Source organism: Carnobacterium sp. 1290_CSPC (assembly GCF_001053265.1).
In the GTDB taxonomy this organism is placed as follows: Bacteria; Bacillota; Bacilli; order Lactobacillales; family Aerococcaceae; genus Aerococcus; species Aerococcus urinaeequi.
Window position 1 is genome coordinate 25,371 of the sequence record NZ_JVVG01000072.1, and the last position, 22,013, is coordinate 47,383.

Sequence of the window (22,013 nt, forward strand, 5' to 3'; positions counted from 1 at the left end):
ACCATAAAAAAAGAGCGAGATGATCATCTCGCCCTCTTTTAAACTTGAAGCCTCTGTTAAACTAGCTTCGCTTTTAATTTAATTCTTGCCAATCAACTAGAACTACGCTTCTGTTTGTCCTTCTGCTTGTTCTGCTAATGATTGGTATACTTCGTTGATTGGACCAGAAACACCTTTGTTAATGTCTTCAACTAAAGTGTTTAAAGCACGTTCTTTATCCATCAAGCTAGAAATTACTTCGTTGTTCGCTAATTTTTCTTGTAATTCATTGGCATTTTTTTCATCTTCTTCAGTAATTTCTTGCCCTAATTGAGCCTTGAATTGGAAGCTTGATTGTAATGCACGGAATTCAGTGTAGATATCGAATGCTTCTTGGTCATTTTTTAATGCTTCAACAGCTGCTACTAAATCTTTATAAGCTGCTTCTTCACGAATGTCGCGTTCTAATTGGTTAATTGTATCGTAAATATTTGACAAAATGTTCACTCCTCAAAAATGTTCTTAGGTATGTGACAACTGGGTCACGTCCTTAGTTGCTATTTAACAATAGTTATCAAATCGAGCGTCAGGCGACTTAATGTCGCGCCGCTTCTTTTCAACTACATTTTCCAATATAACATGCTTTCAGAATCATTGAAAGCCAAAAGGGGTGGCCTATTGTCCGCCAAATAATCCTTGGAAGAATTCTTGTACAGAATCAAGGACTGATCCGCCCTCTGATTCACTATCAGAAGTTGGTACCTCAGACGATGACTCTTCAGATGCTGCAGCTTCTTCAGATTGAATTTGATTATATTCATCATAAGCTGATTGCACCGTAAATTCAGTTCCTGGGCTAGCATTCAAGACGCCATCTAGGATGTCTGAGAAGGCCAATTTAGATGATCCTTCTGACTGATACCATAAGTAAGTATCTTCATCGGTATCATCAAATCCAAACCATGTGGCAATGACCACATCTGGTGTATAGGCAATATCCCATTCATCTTTGTTCCCTGAAGAGAAGTTTGCAGATTCAGCTGAACCTGTCTTACCAGCAATCTTGTATCCTTCAGGTTCCATAGTTGAACCAGTACCCCCTTCATCATAAACAGACATTAGAATAGCAGTCATCTCGTCTGCTACTTCTTCTGATACTGCTTGGTTTTGAACCGGTTCTTGTTCCTCTACAACCACATTCCCTTGTTGGTCTTCAATTCGGGTAATGTATTGACCTTCAGAACGCACCCCACCGTTAGCGAAAGCAGAATAGGCAGAGGCCATTTGCAGTGGCGATACCCCGCCATCCCTGAATGAACCTAAAGCTAAACTCAAGTTCTTATCGGCATCACTATATGGAATCCCAAAGTCATCTAATTTGGATACAGCTGCATTCACACCGAGCTCATTCATCAACCAAACAGCTGACGTATTTTTCGACTTAGCCACGGCATCCCATAGTAGAATTTCCCCCACAGATTCAAAGTTCCAGTTTTCAGGCGTATAGTTATCGGTCCCGTAAGACTGTACTTCATCAGGGATGACAGATTGAGCAGTGTAGCCCTTTTCCAAGGCTAGGGCATAAACCAATAATGGTTTGATGGTTGAGGCTGGGCTTCTTGAAATTTGTGTCGCCCGGTTAAAGCCCCTAAATGAATAGTCACCGGTACCACCGACTGAGGCCATTACCCCACCAGTTGCTGGGTCCATCACAACGGACGCTGATTGGGCCAATTCACCAGATGGCGACGTTGGGAATAGCGATGTATTCTCATATGAAGCCTCTAGTTCCGTTTGGTAAGCTTGATTTAAGTTGGTATAAATCTTGTAATTACCGTTCATAATATCTTCTTCAGATAAGCCGTATTTATCGATTGCCTCATTGATTACCGCATCGAAGTAATAAGGATAAGCATAGGTATCGCTAGAGGTGTCATTGTTCATTTGCACCAATTCTGTATTGATCGCGGCATCGACTTCCTCTTGTGTGATGAATTCATTATCGGCCATTAATTGTAAAATGGTATTACGGCGTTCCACCGTCGCATCATAATCATCCACTGGGTTATACAGGGTTGGTCCTTTCAATGCACCGGCAATGACAGCTGCATTATCAACAGTCACCTCGGATGCTGACACCCCAAAGTATTTCAAGCTGGCATCTTCTACCCCGTAAGCACCGTTACCGAAGTAGGCATTATTTAAATACATTTCTAAAATTTCATCTTTTGTATAATTCTTCTCGATTTCAAAAGCCAAGAACAACTCTTTTAACTTACGCATCAAGGACTGGTCATTGTCCAAAAAGGCATTCTTCACTAATTGTTGGGTAATGGTTGACCCACCACCGACAATTTGTCCACTTGTTAAATAACCAAAAGCCGCACGGGCAATCCCAATAGGGTCAAACCCCTGGTGGTCATAAAATCGTTTATCCTCTGTTGAAATGACCGCATCTTGAATATTGGTCGATATATCTGCCAACTCAACATAGGTACCGGCATCATTGGAAATTTCACCAGCATACTCGCTATCTTGGTCATAAAACTCCGTTGTCACTTGCAGTTTTGCAGGCAAGTCACTCACATCAGTCGTTTTGGCCCCTATTAGTAAATAGGATTCCAAGACAAATCCAAAAGCCAAGATGATCAAAATCAACCATCGGGTAATCCGATATCGTTGCCACAAGCTGCGGAACTTTTGCCACAAAGTGGGATTTGAATCATCCGAATACATATCTCGATCATTCGATTCAAAATTATTTCGCATTGTTTTCTTCCTATCTTATTTGTCTACAGTATTTTCCATTTTTTATTACTATTTTACCAGAAATCCAATACAATCACTCAGACTCTGGTTGGATATTGCAAAAAATGCCTTACCTAAAAAGCGATCAGCCGAACATTTTAACCTATTCTCGCACGCTGCAAAACAAAGCACAATAGGATAAAGCGATTATTAACATAAATTTAGTAAGATAGCAAAAAAAGTAACCAGCATTTTCTTTTACAAAAATTGCCAGCTACTTGCCCTCATTCAAATTAACATTTATTTTTCAGACAGTATCAAGATAAAATAGCCTGACCCCGTCCGGTCACTGTCCACACCACTTGACGAATAGATAGAGAAGTCTTGGACCACCAAGGTAGCCGTATAAGAATCAGATTCTTGGCTAAATGTCGCTTGGTCAATCGTTAAAGAAATATTCTCCGCTTCCGTTAAATCCTCAAGACCAGATAGGTCAAAGGTTAAGGCTTCACCGCTATCCTTATCGGTCACTTGTAACCTAGTCACGTCCACCATTTCATGGTTAAAATTTTTACCTAAAGCAGTGAAAGTCACCGGGCTATCGTAAGCATTCAATAAGACCAATTCACCGCCACCACTACTTGTAAAGGCAGTTGAAGATCCTTCGTCAAAGTTTAAGTGGGCTGAGAAATAATAACTTTCTGAATAGTCATAGTCATAATCATCGTCCGTATGAACCCCGTCAAAGGCCCGCAAGTCCTGGTAGACATCAAAATCTTCTGGTATTGACGACACCCGCCCTAATTCATTGTACTTATCTAAATATCTCAGCGATTGCTTCATTTTCTGGGCCGTCGTTTCATCCAACTGGTCTACATTTTCAGGCGTTAATTGCAATTGGCTGTCCGTTACCAAATCAGGATAGTCAGTAATAATATCATTGACTATTTCCCCTTGGCTAGCCACTGACACAGAAATCGCATCAACTGGTGGCATCATAGCCACAAATAAACCGGCCGCAAGCACCAGCGGCAACCACTCATTTTTCATCAGGTATAAAATCGCTCCAACAGCTGAAATCGAGCAGAAGAGAATCAACATATACCGACTCATAGTCACCCCATATACATTAGAATAGATGACTGACCGGTAAATTTGAAATACCGAGGCAATCAGAACTGCCACCGCATAAATTTGAGTAAACCGGACCACATAAGCCCGTTCAATCGCTGCTACTAAGAAGAGAACCATCCAGCCCACCACCAAGTAGGACACCATCACAATTTCAATCGTAATATCCGTCCAATTACCCAATGTCGAGAAGAAATAGATGAAAATAATCACCGTATACACCGTTACAATTGGGATAAATATTTTGGTTAAAAGGACATCCAAGAATTTGCTGACATCAGAGGTCATCTTACCTTCTTCTTCGATAAAAGGTCGGGTGAATACTGACTGCTGAGACAAGATAGACCAAGGGAAGAAGATGTATATAAGTACCGAAAAGATATCCCAATACAATTCACCCTCAACATTAGAGATTAGGATGGACCAACCAGCCAAGACCAAGCTAATGCCGATCATTAAGATACCGGTATAGACCGCCGACACAAAGAAAGCCTTAAACCAAATTCGGAAACTCTGGGCAAAATCCAGCCCTTCATTCTTAATCGATGGTAGCCAAATAATCAATAAAGTTAGCAAGAACATGGCAATATTGGTTCGGGTAAACAGGTGGCTAGAGTAGAAATCCCCCGTCCGACTGGCAAAGAGGTAATAAACGACTGCCCCAAAGCCTGCCACACCTTGAAGACCAAGCGCCTGAACCCGACTGCCATCTTTTAAAAAACGCTCATAAGCCACCTGGACCACAGTCGCCAGCAACATGCCGACCGTACTAGCATAAATCCCCACCTCAGCCATCATCGTCGGCTGGTCGTAAGGCATACGATTCACATACATGGATAGTGTAGCCGCAATAAAACCGAACACGACTACCATTGGAAATCGTAGTAAACTACCCTTCCATTCATCTAGAGATTGAAACCTCCGCATCATCAGCACCTCCTCCCAAATAGGTAAATAAATTTTGAAATCGCTTTATTATTCATCTATTATACCATTAAGATTATAGAAAGTAGGCACAATACGGCAGAAAATTGGTTTATAGTCGAGTCTTAGTGATTCTATTATCTGTGTTCCTTGGAAATATTCCCCCATCGAAGTTAGTACGATTTACCAAGGTTAGATTTACTTGGATTGGTTCCTAATTTCACCGGTGACAATGTATCGAAAAGCAAGACATCCGTAATTAGTAAAATTTGCAGTGAAATCGATATTGAAGATTATGCATTTGCTTGGATTTATCACTGTTTAAATGTTATTTCATTTTCACATTTATTTTGTCAGAGGCGGAGCTTTCCTATCATGCCCTAGCGGTGAAGGAGGTTGGTTTGATGCATATCATTCTACTTGGACTTCAGTTCTTACAGAATGAACAATCAGCCAAGGAGTTAGACCTCGGGTAATTCCGGTGCCACTGCAAGTTGAGCTCTAAAGAGCAAGCAGGTCTCCACTTCATAAATATTTGCAGCAATTACACTTGCCACGGCATATTCCTTCCAGTGTTACCAGCCTGAACGCCCTGAATCACATCCTGATTTTAAGGTAATGATAGAGAAGACATGAAACCAAAGACCGTCAAATTTCTTGATAACTTATGATACAAAAAAAGCGTGATTAGGATTTGTTTGTCCTAACCACGCTTAGTTGGATTAATCTAATTTGTCATTTTCATAATGGTGGGTCAACTCTAACTTATTAAAAGATTGTTGACGTTGTACTTCATAAATCACCAAGGCCGCACAATTCGATAAGTTCAATGAACGAACATGGGTATCATCCATTGGAATACGAATGCATTTGTCTTCATGCGCACGCATAAACTCTTCAGGCAATCCTGTTGTTTCTTTTCCAAACATCAAGAAGATATCTTGGTCTTGATCATTATTACCGTAATCAATATCTGAATACACATGGTTAGCAAATTTTGTTACTAAATATAATTGGTTGTCGCCTAGATATTCCATGAAGGCGTCTAGATTCGCATGGTAAGTAATATCTACAGCATTCCAATAGTCCAAACCAGCACGTTTTAAATGCTTGTCATCTGTTTTAAACCCTAAAGGCTCAATCAAATGTAGGTGGGTATCAGTCGCTGCACAAGTACGGGCAATGTTTCCTGTATTTGCTGGAATTTCTGGTTCAAATAATACAATATGGTTAGTCATTATGTCGCTTCTTTCTATATAAATACTGTTTTCATCACGTATATAAAACCAAATAGCTTCTTTCGCCCATTAATTATATCATATTTGAAAGTTATTCGGTCCCTTCTAATGATTGCCTTCATTGCCTTTTTATCTACACCGGTCCTAAATTTTGTTATGATACTCTTTAGGAAAAAAGAAAAATCATCGCCGGTATATGCAATTTCATCTAAATCGGTTTGAAAGGATTGACTATGAAAGACAATAAAAAACACACTAGTACGACCAGTTGGGGGCTAGTCTTTGTGATGGCTGGCGCCATGACTGCGACTCTAATCGGTTCAGGTTTTGCGACCGGCCAAGAAATTATGCAATACTTTGTAGCCCACGAATGGACAGGCATTTTAGGGGTCATCGCCACCTTCCTAACAGTAGACTTTTCAAGCGATGCCTTCTTTAAAGCAGGTTTAGCCAGCAAAGAAAACCTAGATAGTCCAAATGACGTTTTCAAGGTATTTGCCGGTGATAAGATCGGTGGCTTGTATAAATACATCGCCTTAATCACCCTATTTTTAACCTATGCCGTAATGGTTGCTGGCGCAGGTGCCACCATCCAACAACAATTTGGTGTCTCCGTATATATAGGATCTGGTTTCATGTATATCGCTTCCGCCCTAACCGTGATGTTGGGTATGGACAAAATCACCAGCATTTTAGGAAATATTGGCCCGACGATTGCCGGTTTTGCCATTGTATTAGGTTTACTCAGTTTATCCACTAATAACGGTGACCTTGGTCAAGCTTCTGGCATGGTCCAAAATGCCGTAGCTTCAGGCACTATTCAAGCCGCCTCTGGAAATTGGTTGGTGTCCGCTTTAAACTATGTGGGCTTGATCATTATGTTAAACGCTGGTTTTATTGCCCAAATTGGTATTCAAGCCAATAACCAGACAGAAACGAAGGCAGCAGCTCTTTTCTCATCTGGGATCTATGCCCTGGGAATTTTCATCCTATACATGGCTTTTATGGGGGCATTCTCACTGATTGCGGGTGTACAAGTACCGACTTTAACCATCGCTAACCAACTTCATCCTTGGCTTGGCTATGCCTTCATCGTGATCATCCTATTGGCGATTTACTCGACGGTTGTGTCCATGTTGTGGAATGTGGCAGCATCCGTAACGTCTGATGGCACAATAAGTAATAAGTTAGCGACGGCCGTTTTAGGTTTCATCGCGACGGCAATCGGCTTATTTCTACCTTTTGACCAACTTGTTAATATCGTCTATGTGGTGGCTGGTTATTTTGGGATTGTTTTCTTGTTTATAATGATTTGGCGTGCTTTAACTAGACTATTGGCCAAATAATAGGTAAATTTGGGAATTGTTCTTTTCGTGGTATAATGTTCTTGATACAAACATTAAATAGAAAGAAGGATGTTTACATGCAGATTGGTATACCAAGAGAGATTAAGGCGCAAGAGGACCGCGTTGGTTTAACGCCTGGTAATGTAAGAACTTTGGTCAATAATGGTCACGATGTATTGGTTGAAGCGGGTGCTGGTGACGGCGCGGGCTTTACAGACGACGAGTATGCTGCAGCTGGTGCGCGCATTGAAGATCAACCAGCTACTATTTGGGCCAGCGAGATGGTTATTAAAGTCAAAGAACCGCTAGCGTCTGAATACGACTACTTCCACGAAGGCTTGATTCTGTTTGCTTACTTCCATTTAGCACCAGAACTTGAACTAACTGACGCCCTGTTAGCCCATAAAGTGACGGCTATCGCCTACGAAACCATGGTGGAAAATGGCAGCCTGCCCCTACTAACACCTATGTCTGAAGTTGCTGGACGAATGGCTATCCAAATTGGTGCCCATTATCTGGAAAAACAAAACGGCGGTTCTGGAATCTTACTTTCAGGTGTACCAGGTGTTGCATCCGGTCATGTCGTTGTCATTGGTGGTGGTACCGTTGGTTACAACGCAGCCAAAATAGCTGTTGGCATGGGCGCTCGCGTAACGATTTTAGATGTCAATACTGGTCGCCTCGCTCAACTAGAAGACATCTTAAACGGCAAAGTTACTACCTTAATGTCCAACGAAGAAAATATCCGTCAAGTCCTCAAAGACGCGGATGTTGTCGTTGGGTCTGTATTAGTCACTGGTCGTCGCGCGCCGGTACTCGTATCCGAAGAAATGGTTCAGACCATGAAAGCTGGATCAGTATTGGTAGATATCGCCGTTGACCAAGGTGGTAACTTTGAAACCTCCCACCCAACAACCCACCAAGACCCAGTCTATGTAAAACATGGGGTAACCCACTACACAGTAGCCAATATCCCGGGTGCAGTACCACGTACCTCAACATTGGCCTTAACAAACGCCACAATGAAATTCGCCAACCAAATCATTAACCAAGGTGTAGAAGCAGCTGCCAAGAACAGCGAAACTATTCTAACAGGCATCAACACCTACCAAGGTCACCTGACCCACGAAGGCGTAGCCGAATCGCAAAACCGTGACTACACACCAATCCAAGACCTACTAAACAAATAAATTAAAGCTGTTATCAGCAACAAAAAACCGCCATTTCTTAAAAGAATAGCGGTTTTTTTGTTATCGATAAATTTGATTAAGCTTGCAAATTCTATTAACACTTCTTGTAAGATAGATATGTATCACAAAACGCTTTTGACCATTATTAGACAGTTAGCCAAGATATCAGCATCACACCTGTGACATAGCGTTGAAAGTAATCTTACGTTTCAGATGTTCATTTTTAAGATTGCCCGTGCCTATTCAAGACGTACCATGGTCGTTGAACACAAAGAACTAGCACAATCAATTGAAAATACTTCTATATAAAAGGAAGATATTTTTAGCATGCACATTAGACATTACAAACTGTTTATCAAAAGTCTAACGTGCAAATACAGCAGTTCTTTTCAGGAAGTTTTGCGTTCTTTCTTCTTGAGTGTTATCAAATACTTCTTCAGGTGTCCCTTGTTCAACAATGACGCCATTTTCCATAAAGATGACTCTATCCGCAACTTCATAAGCAAATTGCATTTCATGGGTCACAATGACTAAAGTAGACCCGCTTTGGGCTACATCTTTAATGACTTCCAGGGTTTCCCCTACTAATTCTGGGTCTAAGGCCGATGTTGGTTCATCAAATAGAATAACTTCTGGGTTCAGGGCTAAAGCACGCGCTATCCCCACCCGTTGTTGTTGCCCACCTGAAAGTTCATGTGGATAGTGGTCCTCTTTCCCTTCCAAGCCAACCTTAGCTAAGAGGTCACGCCCTTTTTCTGTCGCTTCTTTCTTAGGCACTTTACGGGCAACCACTAAACCTTCAATGACATTTTCTAAAGCCGTCCGGTTTGAAAATAGCGCATATTGTTGGAAAACCATAGCCGTTTTCTTACGAATATCTAGAATTTCTTTCTTAGAAACTTTTTCAAAGTCTACTTGCTGGTCACCAATTTTCAGATACCCTTCATCCGCACGCTCTAAAAAGTTTAGGCAGCGAAGGAAGGTGGTCTTCCCTGAACCAGATGGGCCAATAATTACGACCACCTCGCCTTGGTTAATGGTTAAATCGATCCCTTTAAGGATTTCATTTTGATCAAATTTTTTGTGGATGTTTTCAACTTGTATCATAGGGCACTTCCTTTCACAAATTTTCTGGTGTAGTTGCGTTCAAATAATTGCGATACTTGTTCCACTGTAATCGACAGCGCCCAATAAATGACGGCTGCTGCGATATAAGATTCTAGGAAGGTATAGCTTGTTGTCGCTGTAATTAAAGCCCCGTTCAAGACATCGACCACTGAGACCAAGGATACCAATGAAGATGCCTTGATTAAGACGATTAATTGACTACAAATCATGGGTAATGCGATGGGGATCATTTGTGGGAAAATGACCCGGGCAATGGTTTGAAATTGGGTTAAACCAATGGATGCCGCTGCATCCCATTGGTCTTTTGGAATGGCAGATAAGGCACCTCGGAAAATCTCCGAAAGGGAAATGGTTGCCGTGAAACTAAGGACAAAAATGCCAATGTATTCACGGTTGATATCTGAAAAACGTATCGGCAAGCTTAAGCTAGTGGCTACTTGATCGAACAAGTCTGAGAAAAGTAGGTAAGCAACCATTAAACTTAGAACAACTGGTACCCCTTTTCCAATGGTAATTAAACCAGCGAGAAATTTGCTTAAGACAGGCACTTGGAAGAAACGTGCCAGTGCGATGAGTAGGCCAAAGATCATCCCGATGAATAAGGGAATGAAGGCCAAGCGCAAGGTGACTGGGATAAATGGAACGGCCGCTTTAAAGGCTTCTGCTATTGCTGTAAAATCGATGGGCATAGTGGCGCCCTCCTTTCTTTATTTGGTGTAGTCAGCGCCAAGGATTTCAATGGAAAGATCTGATAAAGTCCCTTCTTCTCGTAATTCTTTGATAGCCCCGTCAACGGCTGTTTGTAATGCTTCATCACCTTGTTGGAAGACGTAGTAGATACCCGCACTTTTTAGGGCTTCATCTGACGCTTGTAGGTTGATATCGAATTGTTCGTTGTATTTATCAGCGTCAAATTTTGTTAAAATGGCTGCGTCTGCTGTCCCGTTTTTTAGACCAGAGACCAATAATTCACCCTTCGCTTCACTGTAGACAATTTCTATGGCATCGTCATTTTCAGCGTTATAGGTCTCTAAAATATTGGCTACCTCGCTAGCTGGGGATGCAAATACCTTTTTGCCTTTAAGGTCATCTAAAGATTGGTAAACTTGACCGGTAGATTCATCGGCTACGATATGGTGGGCGTAATTGTTGTAGGCTTCTTCCCCGTATAGGTATTTGGCTCCACGCTCGTCGTTATAAGCGTAGTTGTGGGCTGCAAGTTGGACCTTGTCGGCTGAAAGTGACGTTAGAATATTTTTGAAGTCCATGGATTCATATTCAAAGTCGTATTGGTCTAACTTTTCGTCCACTGCCCGCAAGACTTCAATATCATAACCTTGTAAGTCTTCATTTTCATCTAGGTAAACAAAGGGTTGGTAAGCATTTCCTGTTCCCACAATAATGGTTTCTGCATCTGGATTAGCTGTGGCTTCTTCATCAGTTGCTTCAGCTGATCCGCAAGCTGCTAGTAGAAAGGCTGAGGCAATACCCGTTATTAAAAACTTTTTTTTGAATCTTTCATGTGTCATTTTCTTCATATTATTAATCCCACTTTCTCACTTTTATTGTGTATAATCATCGCCTAAATATTCGATGGATAATTCTGCTAAAGTTCCTTCATCAATCAACTCTTGGACAGCGCCATCAACGGCTTGCTGTAATTCTTCATCACCTTTTCTATATAAGGAATTGGCTTTTGAACCACTAACTGGTTGTTCTGAGATGGCCAAGTTGGCATTGAATTGTTCGTTGTATTTGTTACCGTCATATTCTTTTAGGATTCCTGCATCAGCCGTACCATTTTGTAGGCTGGAGATAAAGATTTCACTACCACCTTCGTTATAGACGATGTTGATTTGTTCATCTTTTCCGTGTTCGCTATTGTATTCTTCAACGACATGGGCTTCATTAGCCCCTGGTGAGGCGATTACATTTTTCCCTTGTAGGTCGTCTAAGCTGTTGTATTCGCCCTCACCTTCAATCGAAATAATATGTAAGGTGATATTGTTATAACCCACCTCACCAAAGAGATATTTTTCCGCTCGTTCATCATTGTATTGATATTGATGGGCCGCTAAATCAACTTTCCCAGCTTGTAGCGAAGTCAAGATATTCTTGAAGTCTGACGACTCGTATTCAAAGTTATATTGGTCTAATTTTTTATCGACGGCCTTCAACACGACCACGTCATAACCCTCTAATTCACCATTTTCACCTAAGTAAACAAATGGTTGGTAGCCATTCCCCGTTCCAACAACAATCGTTTCTGCATCCGGATTAGCTGCCGATTCTTGGTCGTCTCTTCTGAAGCATCCGCATTCCCGCAAGCCCCAAGTAATAAGGCTGAGGCAATACCCGTTAACACAAACCCTTTTTTAATTTTATTGCCAAAAATTTTCTGCATATTGTGCTGTCCACCATTTCATCTTCTATTTGGTGTAATCGTCACCTAAGTATTCAACCGATAATTCTTTCAAAGTCCCCTCATCAATCAACTCTTGTAAGGCGCCGTCAACAGCCTCTTTCAGCTCTTCATCAGCCTTGTCATACAAGAAGTAGGTTTTTGATACGGAAATCGGTTCAGAGACAATCTCTAAGTTGGCGTCGAATTGTTCATTGTATTTGTTGGTGTCGTATTTAGTTAAGATTCCTGCATCAGCGGTCCCGTTTTGTAAACCTGAAACAAAGATTTCACTGGCACTTTCGTTATAAATAATGGAGATTTGTTCATCTGCATTTTCATGTTCACTATTATATTGTTCCAATAAGTAAGCCACGTTAGATCCTGGTGAAGCGAATACTTTCTTCCCTTGTAGGTCATCTAAAGTTGCATATTGCTCGTCACCTGCAATGTTGACAATATATAGGGTATAGTCGGTATAGCCCACTTCCCCGTACAGGTATTTCTCCGCTCGTTCATCATTGTATTCATATTGGTGGGCCGCTAAATCAATCTTCCCAGCTGACAATGAGGTCAAGATATTCTTGAAATCAGATGACTCATATTCAAAACTGTAGTCGTCTAATTTTTCATCAATCGCTTCAAGGACAGCCACATCATATCCTGTTAATTCACCATTTTCATCTAAGTAAACAAATGGTTGGTAGCCATTCCCTGTTCCAACGACAACTGTCTCTGCATCTGAATTCGATGATGCTACTTCTTCATCCGTTGCTTCAGCTGACCCGCAAGCTGCAAGGACTGCTGTTGCTGCAAAAGTTAATAATCCCCATCGTATAAAAGTTGGTTTTTTCTTCATTAATAGGTCTCCCCTTTTCCACTTTTAAGTGTATATGTATTAAATAATTCATCATTTTTAATTAAAATCTCTGGATCTAGTCCAGCTTGTGTCACTTCTGTTTTCGCTTTCGATTGGAATTGGAATCGTTTAGTTAACCAAGCAAATACCCGCTCCAAGACGATAGATAAGACGATGAAGATGATGGCTGCCACGAAATACCCTTCAAGCGACCGATACGTTAAGGCTGCTAGGGCCCGAACCTTCCCAATCACATCGATAACCCCTAGTGAGAAGGCCAGTGACGTGTCTTGTAATAGGCTAACGATCATGGTTCCTGTAGCAGGAATGGCGATTCGTACTGCTTGTGGCAAAATGATTCGACGGTAGGTTTGCAGTTTGGTCAAGCCAACAGAGGCTGCCGCTTCCTTTTGGTCGGTTGCGACACTTGAAATCGCTGACCGGAAGATTTCTGAGAAAAAGGCCGCCGTACTCAAACCGTATGTAATGTAAACATAGTCAATCTTTTCAATATTGGCTAAAGCCGTAAAGACAATCGGTAGCCCGTAATAAATTAAGAACAATTGCACTAGAATTGGCGTACCTCTGATGAAAGACACGAACACCTGACTAATTTGTGACAAGACTGGCACTTTTTCAATTCTCACAAAAGCAATGGCCAAGCCGAGTACCATTCCGACTGCAGTGGCAACTGCCACAATGGCTAGTGTCGTAGGGAGTGCGGATAATATTTTCGGGAAAAAGGATACAACATATTCCCATTTAAAAAATTCTGACATGAGTTTTTTCCTCCTATTTGTTGGAACTGTTAAGTCGGCTATTCAGCCATCACTTTCATTTCATTCACTAAAATTTCAAATCATTAAATAGTCAAATCTTGGTACTCATAATAAGGTGCTTCAACCCGAAGGACGCTTTCATCAAACCGTTCGGGAATCAAGACTTTATACAAGGAAACCCCGATATCATTCGGATCTTCTCTTGTGCCTAAGACTTGGTAGCCATTTCTCAAATACATATCCAGTAACCATGGATGTCTCTTACCAGAAGTTCCTAAGACATAGGCTGGTGCTTTTAAGGTTTTCACCAAGAATTCCTCTTCCACTTGTTTCAGGAATTTCTTCCCAATCCCTTGTCCCTTAAATTCGTTCGCAGTCGCAAACCACCACAAGAAAGGATAATGTGAAATGGGGCTATTATTTTCCCAGGGTTGTCGAATCGTGATGGTTGAAATTAACTGGTCATCCCGCTCTAAGACTAAGGCAATCCCCGTTTCAATATTTTCTGTGACCGATTCTAACGTAGCGTTTGTTGACGGCCAATCAATACCTAAATCCTTCACCTCTTGGAATGACTCTTGAATAAGAGCTAAATATGCTGGTGCGTCCTCTTTAGTAGCAATTCTTATACGATCTTTTCCCATCTTGCTTCCTCCTTAATAACCTCATGGCCGATACGGCTGGTAAATCTATAAAGTTGTTCATCTATTCGATTGGTTACACTGTCTTCGATAATAAAATCTCTACCATCTTTCACAACTTGATCTTGCGTCGCAAAGGTTGACTGTAACAATTCTTCTGTACCCAGTTCTTTCAAGACAGGCTCCAAAGCATATTGCAGGGCCAACAAGTGGTGTTTTGATCCACCTAATCCCAAGCCATAAACCACCTTGTCCTGCAGCGCCTTTGGCGGCAATACATCAAGATATGCCTTTAAAATCCCTGAGTAGCTTCCTTGAAAGATTGGCGTAAATACCAAAACCCCATCTGAATTCAATAACTGTTGGTTGACCGCTTGAAGCGTCTTATCCGTATAGTCCGCCGTCATCAAAGCTTCAGCTGGTAACATATGGACTTGAATCACCTGCGTTTGAATCTTATATTCGAATAACACCTGCTGGGCATAGGCCACCAGACCATTCAGTCGTGAAGATAATGAATTTGCGCCTACAATTAAAGTTACTTTTGTCATATCCTTCCCTCTTTCTTTGGTGATTGCTTTCATTGATTTCATACATCTAGACATTTTTTGAAAAATAAAAATCCCTCCCTAATAAACAACCCTGTCTATTAAGAAGGGGCGATTGGTTAACGATCGCGGTGCCACCCTTATTCAAATTGCCCTCGCGAGCAATCTCTTATCCAGTAAATACCTTACATACTGAAAGAAATAACGGTCCCACCCGTCTAACCAGCTTTCACTGACTAGATGCTCAGAGCTCATTTTCATTACCGGTAAACATCTGATTTCACCAAATCCAGACTCGCTGTCGATTACCTGCATAACTACTCTACTCATCAAAGCAATTGGTTATAAAAATGATTTGCAACTTTTGCTTGCAGTAAATTTAACAAATCTCATGCATCTGCATCAATATTACTGCCTAGGAAAAACAATCAATGAATTCACTTTCGTCTGATCGCCTTTTTTTGAAAAAAGGACAAAATCCTTTATCCCTCTTAGGTTTTCATCTGATTATCATCTTCTTTTAATCGTTAACCGCTATCATCACTGATATAGAAGTGGCAAAAATAGCGATCAAAAAAGGGTACACAAAATACAATAATTGTATTCCATGTACCTTTTAAGCACATCTTATTCATTAAAAAACACCCTAATATCAGTATTTGTCAGACTTTTGACAAAAAACTTGAAAACTTTTCCGGTTATCATTTGACCTGAATAAGCGATCAATAGTAAGCACCTATCAAAAATGACCTAAAAAAAGACATGACCAATTGATGATCACGCCTATATTACAAAATATTTGTTTCTCATAATTGAAGAATGCCTTGAACAATAATATGTAACGTGACATTAATAGCTTTTACTTATTAAGTTAGCCTATTAATCTCTACTAGAAAGAGTTTCAGACGGAGCTTACCTAGCATGCCCACTGCTTTTTAAGGCGATGATAGATAAAGTATAAGCCGAAATCTTACTTAATTACTGGTTCAAATTATTGTTCTGATGGATTTTCGAAGACTGGTTCTAAGTGACCACTTGCAGCTAGTTCTTCTAAATAGTCATAGACTTCTTGTGAGGTAAAGGCTGCTTTCAATGCTTGTATTTTTTCTGAATCTGCATTGCCTTCACGAGTTACGATTTGTAAGGCGAAACGGTTAGAATCATCTTCTTCCAGGAATAACGCCTCTTCTGGTGTTAAACCAATTTCTGAAATATAAGTTGGATAGTTAAAGACTAAGTCCACACCATCTTGATACGAAGCATTTAAATTCAACAAGTCGACATGGGTAAAGTTTAGGTTTTTGTCATTTTCCGTAATATCATCAACTGTTACAAAAGTTTCATCCGGTACGTCAATCAAACCTTGAGCGTCTAAAATATGTAAAGCACGCGCTTCATTGGTCATATCACTTGGAATAGCCACTTCTGCGCCATCTTCAATATCCTCAATACTTTCATATTCTGGTGCATAGAAACCAACGACAGCATTGTAAATCGGTTGAATAGCTACTAAGTCACCGTTACGTTCTTCATTGAAAACTTCCATGAACGGCTCATGTTGGGCAAATGAGGCATCTGCTTCATCATTTAAAACCGCTTCGTTGTATTGAATATTATCGGACACTTCTACCAATTCAATTGTGTAGGGTTCTTCCACCACTTCAGCAGCCAATTCCACGATATCAGTCATTGGTGTCGTATGAGACGCCACTTTGATTACTGTATCTTCACTTGAAGCTGCTGATTCAGTCGCCGTTGACTCAGCGCTTTCACTCCCGTTCCCACATGCCGCAAGCAACAAACCTGCTGATAATACCCCTGTAAACAATAAACCTTTCTTCATACATCTTACCTCCAAATTTTTTTTGTAAAAAGATTACCGTATTTTAAGCTGGCGCCAACTTAAGGAAAATAAAGCTATTTTCCAATGAGTTGTGCCTCAACAACCACTAACTTAACGGTGGTCGACTTTCTTAGCTAGTTTAAGTCCTAACCACTGACAAACTTGTACGATCACAATAATCAAAACGATAGCCGTGTACATCATGTCGGTTTCATAGCGCTGGTAGCCATAGCGAATGGCGAAGTCACCAATACCCCCTCCGCCGACAACCCCCATAATGGTCGAATAGGAAATGAAGGACACAAATGCCGTCGTATAGCCAATAATTAAGGACGATTTGGCTTCAACGAAGAGGAACTTGGTCACCAATTGCCAAGTGTTGGCCCCTAAAGCCTCGGCCGTTTCAAGAACACCGCGGTCAACGTCCAGTAAAGACTGTTCAACAAAGCGGGCATATAGTGCGATGGCAATCACCATCATTGGAAAGGATGCCGCCACTGGGTCCCCTGTCGCTCGGCCGTAAGTCGCTCGAATCAGAGGTTGCATAGAGACAACCAATAGTAAGAATGGGAATGACCGGATAATGTTGATGATAAAGGATAAGACCTGATAGACCAGCTTATTTTCTCTTGGATTGTCCTCATCGGTTAAGAATAAAATCGTTCCCAAAGGTAGGCCTAAAATAATTGCTGCCACCATAGCAAAGCTCATCATAATCCCTGTTTCACCAAGACTTTCAATGATATCGGGTAGAAATTCGATCAACCGTTGACCATATTCTTGTAGGTTATTCATTACCTTCAAGCACCTCCAATACATGGTCAGCGTAAGACTGGTTTCCGTCTGAAACAGCCTGGATACCTGGCTTGACTGTTACCACTTGACTGACTTGTCCATTTTCTAAAATGGCAGCCCGTTGGCATAATGCCTTAATGACTTCAAGTTCGTGGGTCACCACAATCATGGTCATAGGATAGGCTTTATGGGCAGCTTTTAATACTTTCACAATCTCGCCAGTAGTTCGGGTATCCAAGGCTGATGTCGGTTCATCGGCCAACAAGATTTTAGGGCGGGTAATTAAGGATCGGGCAATCCCCACTCGTTGTTTTTGACCACCTGATAATTGACTTGGGTAGTGGTCTTTTTTATCTGCTAAACCCACAAAAGCCAAGACCTCATCCACGGTTAAAGGATCATCGTACTTGTGCAAACTTAAGGGTAAGGCAACATTTTCGGCTACTGTTTTATTGTTTAATAGGTTGAATTGTTGAAAGACCATACTGATGTCTTTTCGAAATGCCCGCAAGTCTTTCCCAGATAAGTCATTGACTAGGTCATCGTCTACTAGAACTTGTCCAGAGCTGGGCTTTTCTAGGGCATTGATAAACCGCAACAAAGTCGATTTACCAGCCCCACTTTCACCAACTAAGCCAAATATTTCTCGATATTGAATATTTAAGCTTACTTGGTTTAACGCTTGTATGCGGTTACTACCATTGATAAATTCTTTGGCCACTTGCTTAAATTCTATCATGTATCTCGTCACCTTCTTCTATATCATGTGTACCATATTAACAGCATTTTATATTGATGTCTAGCACATTTAACTGTTACAATCTCACGGACATTCTGTTATATAACTATCCCTACAGATAGCAAAAAAGGCCGAGAAACTAAGTCCTCGACCACTAAAAATGCATATGCTAGTTTTCAATTCATTTATCCTAGTCTAAGAAAGGTTACCTTTTTCCAAAAAAGGTTTTAGAACACAATTACTGGTAATCCTACATAAGCTAATTCATATACTTTAGCCATTGTTTGTGGTGGTGTATTAATACAACCTAAAGACCCATTTTGTTGGTAGGCGTCGCCACCAAAGCTTGATTGCCAGTTGGCGTCATGGATTCCTTGGCCCGTAAAGTCAAAGGCCATCCAGTAGTCTACGGGTACCGCATAATCTTTTTCTGTTCTTGGGTTATACCCTTTCAATACTGATGGATTTTCCATATTCCAAATCTCATAGGCACCTGGAACTGTGTCAGTACCTGTATTTCCGCTCACGATATCAGTAGCAATCTTTTGTTCGCCATCAATATAAACGAACATCTTTTGCTTGCTTAAGTCCACTTCAATATAAGAAGTGCCGAAGAAGTCATCTTGGTTATAACCGCCACCCCAAATATTTGGTTGAATCACTGTATCTTCACCCGCAAGGACTGCTTCCGCAACCAATTGCGTAGTCATTTCGCGCTCGATGTACCAACCGTAAATACCTGGTGTAATCGTCACTTCACCTGATTCAGTAGATTGGAATTGGTGGTCTTGGTTCAACCCAGCATTTTCCACATTCCACTCGTATAAGTATTGGTCGATCGCCTCTTTATCCACTTGGACTTTTCCTTTATCATCCGTACTTACCCATGCCGCTAGCGTTTCGCTTGGAATATTCACAACTTCATCTTCAATTTGTAGGCCGATACTTGCTGATAAGATACCCTCCAATTCAGATTTAGCCATTTGAATAGCCTCTGAATCGCTAGTCACTTCTGGTTTCACGTAAGCATCCGCTAAATCTAGCTCACTTGTTCCTGCTTTTACACTTGCCAAAACGGCATCCGCCAATGAATCTGACGTAACTTGGTTACCCTGTGTTTCAGGCACCACTTCTACCGCCTTTGTTTCATCATTAATGACTACTTGTGCACTTGTTGATGGTGTTGCGCCTTCTTGATCAATGTCTAACTGGTCAAAGTAAAACTTGAATGCCTCACGGTCAACCGTCCACTCATTACTTTCGTTGGCATCCACAGATTTTAAAGCATTGCTGACAAATTCAACTGGCCATGTGAAGGTTGATTGTTGATTTAGAATGTCATCAAAAGCTTTATTTTCTGCTGCTTGAAAGCCAGCTTCTTGTAAATTCATGGTAACTACTTCTTGACCTTGGTCAGTAATTTTCATGGTACGTTCATTGTTGGCCTTGGCCACTGCAGCTTCCGCGTCAGACTTTGTCATCCCACTGACATTTACATTAGAAACAGTCGTCGCCGGTAAGAAATGTGATTGATAATAATACACACCTACACCGTAGCCTACTATTAATAATGCTAAGACTGCCCCCAATACCCACATCGAAACTTTCTTCATTCAATTATCTCCCTTCCCAATTGACTCTATTAAAGCTTTTACCTATTATACCTTATTTCTTGTAATATTTCTGTAATATTTATTCAATTTATCGTATTTTTAAAAAAAATCCCCGATTGACAAGCACCACATTGGTCAAATAGCCACCCCTTTGACTATAAAAAAACTAGTCAATCACCCAGTCAGCTTATTTCTTACTTTTCTTTTTACGACCGAATAATAGGTCTACTAAGACTGTGCCCAAATAGCCCACAACCAGCGCTGTCACAATAAAGTAGATGCTAGCCAAGGAAGCCGCCTTGGTATCTGTAGACCACATATCTTCTTTAAAAATAAAGAAAGTAATGACACCCACAAGTAGGAATATCACAACCTTCAATAGGATACTTTTGACACTGACCTTTAAATTATTGTCGTCTAATTCATCGTAGTTGTTCCCTTGTAAGCCACTGATTTCAATTTTATAGACATTTCGAAACGAATGGTCGTCCTTAGTCCCTTTACGGTTTACATCATGTTTGTTCATCGTTTTCCTCCCTAACCTTGCCCTACTTTACACACTTTTAACACTGGGTCTTGTGCGATTGACTGCATTATATAACTTTAATAGAAAGAAAGTCCAATTTACTTCGAACCTATCTTTTAAATGATTGCCTAGAAAACACCCGCATTTCTTACACTAACGTCAATTAAAAAATTTCTTTGACACACCTAGTATCTTATTTAAGACATTGAATAGCGTTTGGCCATGGCGCATTAAGTATATTTTTGTTGTCATAGTCTCTTGTCCCCCGTTCAAAATGTCGTATGTCATGATAATAGTAGATTAGGAATGCGTTTTCAATTATTTTACTAAAGGGATGACTGCAGAATTCACAAGAAATGTTGATAAACAATGCTATTTGGTTACAAATTTGTTAGAATATACTTAGAGCTATGATTACAGGAGGGTAAATGATGAGCTTTAAACCAATAAGTGAAACTGTTGATTTTGATGTGATCAAGTCACATGCAAAGTTAACTGATGAAGAGAATGCAATTAAAGAAGCGCGCGATAAAGAATTACGTGCAATTATGTCTGGTGAGGACGACCGTTTCTTATTAATTATCGGACCATGTTCCGCTGATAACGAGGAAGCAGTAGTTGAATATGCACACCGTTTAGCCAAATTACAAGAAGAAGTGAAAGATAAAGTCTTTATTGTACAACGTGTTTATACCAACAAACCACGTACAAATGGTGACGGTTATAAAGGCATGTTACACCAACAAGATCCAACTGGTGAAACAAGCTTAATCCGCGGTATGAAAGCTGTTCGTAACATGCACCGTCGTGTCATCACTGAAACAGGCATGACAACTGCAGACGAAATGTTATACCCAGATAACTTACAATTTGTAGAAGACTTAGTATCTTATCACGCTGTAGGTGCCCGTTCTGTTGAAAACCAACAACACCGTTTCGTTGCTTCTGGTTTAGACTGCCCTGTTGGTTTAAAAAACCCGACATCAGGTAACCTCACTGTGACCTTTAACGCCCTACATGCGGCGCAAAAACCACAAGAGTTAATGTATTCAGGTCAAGAAGTATTAACAAGTGGTAACCCTTATGCCCACGTTATCCTACGTGGTGGTACCCTTGAAAACAAAGAAGTAGTGCCAAACTACCACTACGAAGACCTAATCAAAACCATCAACAACTATAAAAAAGAAGACTACCGTAACCCATTTGTTGTGATCGATACAAACCATGATAATTCAGGTAAAAACTATTTGGATCAAATCCGAATCGTACAAGAAGTCTTACAAAACCGTCAATGGAACGAAGACATTAAAGCTTACGTTCGCGGTTTCATGATCGAATCATACTTACAAGATGGCCGTCAAGAGCCAGGTGGCGACGTATTTGGTCAATCAATCACTGACCCATGCTTAGGCTGGGAAAAATCAGAAGAATTAGTACGTTACATTGCAGAAAATGTTTAAAATCATAAAATAACAAACAAAAAACGAGTTCATGAATTTTTTAATTCAAGTAGCTCGTTTTTTTAGGTTCTTTTACAAATAGTGTTGGTAAATAATTTTAAAGCACACGAATACGTTTTTTAGTT

Annotated in this window: 20 protein-coding genes and 1 other annotated feature; of the genes, 3 read left to right on the forward strand and 17 right to left on the reverse strand. The window is 40.7% G+C overall.

From position 1 onward, the window contains the following. Nucleotides 1-102: 102 nt before the first annotated feature. The 4 genes from AC973_RS06660 to trmL all read right to left on the reverse strand — a co-directional run bounded on the left by AC973_RS06660 (nt 103) and on the right by trmL (nt 6,020). Nucleotides 103-486: a YlbF family regulator gene (locus AC973_RS06660; RefSeq protein ID WP_026465470.1), complete on the reverse strand. Its 384-nt coding sequence runs from the start codon at nt 484-486 to the stop codon at nt 103-105. 168 nt (nt 487-654) lie between these two features. Continuing rightward, a complete protein-coding gene (locus AC973_RS06665) occupies nt 655-2,748 on the reverse strand; it encodes a transglycosylase domain-containing protein (protein WP_048728972.1) in 2,094 nt (697 codons plus the stop codon). Between the two features lie 279 nt (nt 2,749-3,027). After that, the gene (locus AC973_RS06670; RefSeq protein ID WP_048728973.1) at nt 3,028-4,788 is read right to left on the reverse strand and encodes a DUF4153 domain-containing protein; all 1,761 of its coding nucleotides are present in this window, start codon (nt 4,786-4,788) and stop codon (nt 3,028-3,030) included. A 716-nt stretch (nt 4,789-5,504) separates the two neighbouring features. Beyond that, nucleotides 5,505-6,020 carry a tRNA (uridine(34)/cytosine(34)/5-carboxymethylaminomethyluridine(34)-2'-O)-methyltransferase TrmL gene (gene trmL / locus AC973_RS06675; RefSeq protein ID WP_048728975.1) on the reverse strand — a complete coding sequence of 172 codons (516 nt, stop codon included), beginning with the start codon at nt 6,018-6,020 and terminating at the stop codon, nt 5,505-5,507. Between the two features lie 233 nt (nt 6,021-6,253). Between trmL and AC973_RS06685 the strand changes: the two genes are divergently transcribed. After that, complete coding sequence (locus tag AC973_RS06685) at nt 6,254-7,366, forward strand: hypothetical protein (protein WP_048728978.1); 1,113 nt, start codon at nt 6,254-6,256, stop codon at nt 7,364-7,366. Between the two features lie 77 nt (nt 7,367-7,443). Further along, the gene (gene ald / locus AC973_RS06690) at nt 7,444-8,556 is read left to right on the forward strand and encodes an alanine dehydrogenase (protein WP_048728980.1); all 1,113 of its coding nucleotides are present in this window, start codon (nt 7,444-7,446) and stop codon (nt 8,554-8,556) included. 363 nt (nt 8,557-8,919) lie between these two features. On the opposite strand, the gene AC973_RS06695 is transcribed toward ald, so the two are convergent. The 13 genes from AC973_RS06695 to AC973_RS06755 all read right to left on the reverse strand — a co-directional run bounded on the left by AC973_RS06695 (nt 8,920) and on the right by AC973_RS06755 (nt 20,428). Further along, nucleotides 8,920-9,663 (reverse strand): amino acid ABC transporter ATP-binding protein, encoded by a 744-nt coding sequence (locus tag AC973_RS06695; protein ID WP_048728981.1) that lies wholly within the window; start codon nt 9,661-9,663, stop codon nt 8,920-8,922. Then, nucleotides 9,660-10,373 (reverse strand): ABC transporter permease subunit, encoded by a 714-nt coding sequence (locus AC973_RS06700; RefSeq protein WP_016897773.1) that lies wholly within the window; start codon nt 10,371-10,373, stop codon nt 9,660-9,662. Before AC973_RS06700 ends, AC973_RS06695 begins: the two co-directional genes overlap by 4 nt. 18 nt (nt 10,374-10,391) lie before the next feature. After that, nucleotides 10,392-11,222 carry a transporter substrate-binding domain-containing protein gene (locus tag AC973_RS06705; RefSeq protein WP_048728983.1) on the reverse strand — a complete coding sequence of 277 codons (831 nt, stop codon included), beginning with the start codon at nt 11,220-11,222 and terminating at the stop codon, nt 10,392-10,394. Nucleotides 11,223-11,246: 24 nt separating this feature from the next. Then, on the reverse strand, nt 11,247-12,011 hold the full coding sequence (locus AC973_RS06710; protein ID WP_225968950.1) for a transporter substrate-binding domain-containing protein: 765 nt from the start codon (nt 12,009-12,011) through the stop codon (nt 11,247-11,249). 102 nt (nt 12,012-12,113) lie between these two features. Next, nucleotides 12,114-12,944 carry a transporter substrate-binding domain-containing protein gene (locus tag AC973_RS06715; RefSeq protein WP_048728987.1) on the reverse strand — a complete coding sequence of 277 codons (831 nt, stop codon included), beginning with the start codon at nt 12,942-12,944 and terminating at the stop codon, nt 12,114-12,116. Then, nucleotides 12,944-13,723: an amino acid ABC transporter permease gene (locus AC973_RS06720; RefSeq protein ID WP_048728989.1), complete on the reverse strand. Its 780-nt coding sequence runs from the start codon at nt 13,721-13,723 to the stop codon at nt 12,944-12,946. The genes AC973_RS06715 and AC973_RS06720 overlap by 1 nt, the downstream gene beginning before the upstream one ends. A gap of 83 nt (nt 13,724-13,806) precedes the next feature. Continuing rightward, nucleotides 13,807-14,367: a GNAT family N-acetyltransferase gene (locus AC973_RS06725; protein ID WP_048728991.1), complete on the reverse strand. Its 561-nt coding sequence runs from the start codon at nt 14,365-14,367 to the stop codon at nt 13,807-13,809. Continuing rightward, complete coding sequence (locus AC973_RS06730) at nt 14,349-14,915, reverse strand: NAD(P)H-dependent oxidoreductase (protein WP_048729004.1); 567 nt, start codon at nt 14,913-14,915, stop codon at nt 14,349-14,351. The genes AC973_RS06725 and AC973_RS06730 overlap by 19 nt, the downstream gene beginning before the upstream one ends. A gap of 101 nt (nt 14,916-15,016) precedes the next feature. Further along, nucleotides 15,017-15,254 (reverse strand) — a binding site (T-box leader). 649 nt (nt 15,255-15,903) lie between these two features. Next, complete coding sequence (locus AC973_RS06735) at nt 15,904-16,755, reverse strand: MetQ/NlpA family ABC transporter substrate-binding protein (RefSeq protein ID WP_016897782.1); 852 nt, start codon at nt 16,753-16,755, stop codon at nt 15,904-15,906. Nucleotides 16,756-16,866: 111 nt separating this feature from the next. Then, entirely contained in the window at nt 16,867-17,550 is a 684-nt protein-coding gene (locus tag AC973_RS06740) for a methionine ABC transporter permease (RefSeq protein ID WP_048728993.1), read from the reverse strand. Continuing rightward, nucleotides 17,543-18,289 (reverse strand): methionine ABC transporter ATP-binding protein, encoded by a 747-nt coding sequence (locus AC973_RS06745; protein ID WP_048728995.1) that lies wholly within the window; start codon nt 18,287-18,289, stop codon nt 17,543-17,545. The genes AC973_RS06740 and AC973_RS06745 overlap by 8 nt, the downstream gene beginning before the upstream one ends. A 227-nt stretch (nt 18,290-18,516) precedes the next feature. Continuing rightward, nucleotides 18,517-19,902 (reverse strand): L,D-transpeptidase family protein, encoded by a 1,386-nt coding sequence (locus AC973_RS06750; protein ID WP_048728997.1) that lies wholly within the window; start codon nt 19,900-19,902, stop codon nt 18,517-18,519. Nucleotides 19,903-20,089: 187 nt separating this feature from the next. Continuing rightward, nucleotides 20,090-20,428, reverse strand: coding sequence for a hypothetical protein (locus tag AC973_RS06755; RefSeq protein ID WP_048728999.1), 339 nt, complete (start codon nt 20,426-20,428; stop codon nt 20,090-20,092). 431 nt (nt 20,429-20,859) lie between these two features. Here AC973_RS06755 and AC973_RS06760 point away from each other — a divergent pair, with 431 nt between their 5' ends. After that, entirely contained in the window at nt 20,860-21,888 is a 1,029-nt protein-coding gene (locus tag AC973_RS06760) for a 3-deoxy-7-phosphoheptulonate synthase (protein WP_048729001.1), read from the forward strand. Nucleotides 21,889-22,013: the final 125 nt, after the last annotated feature.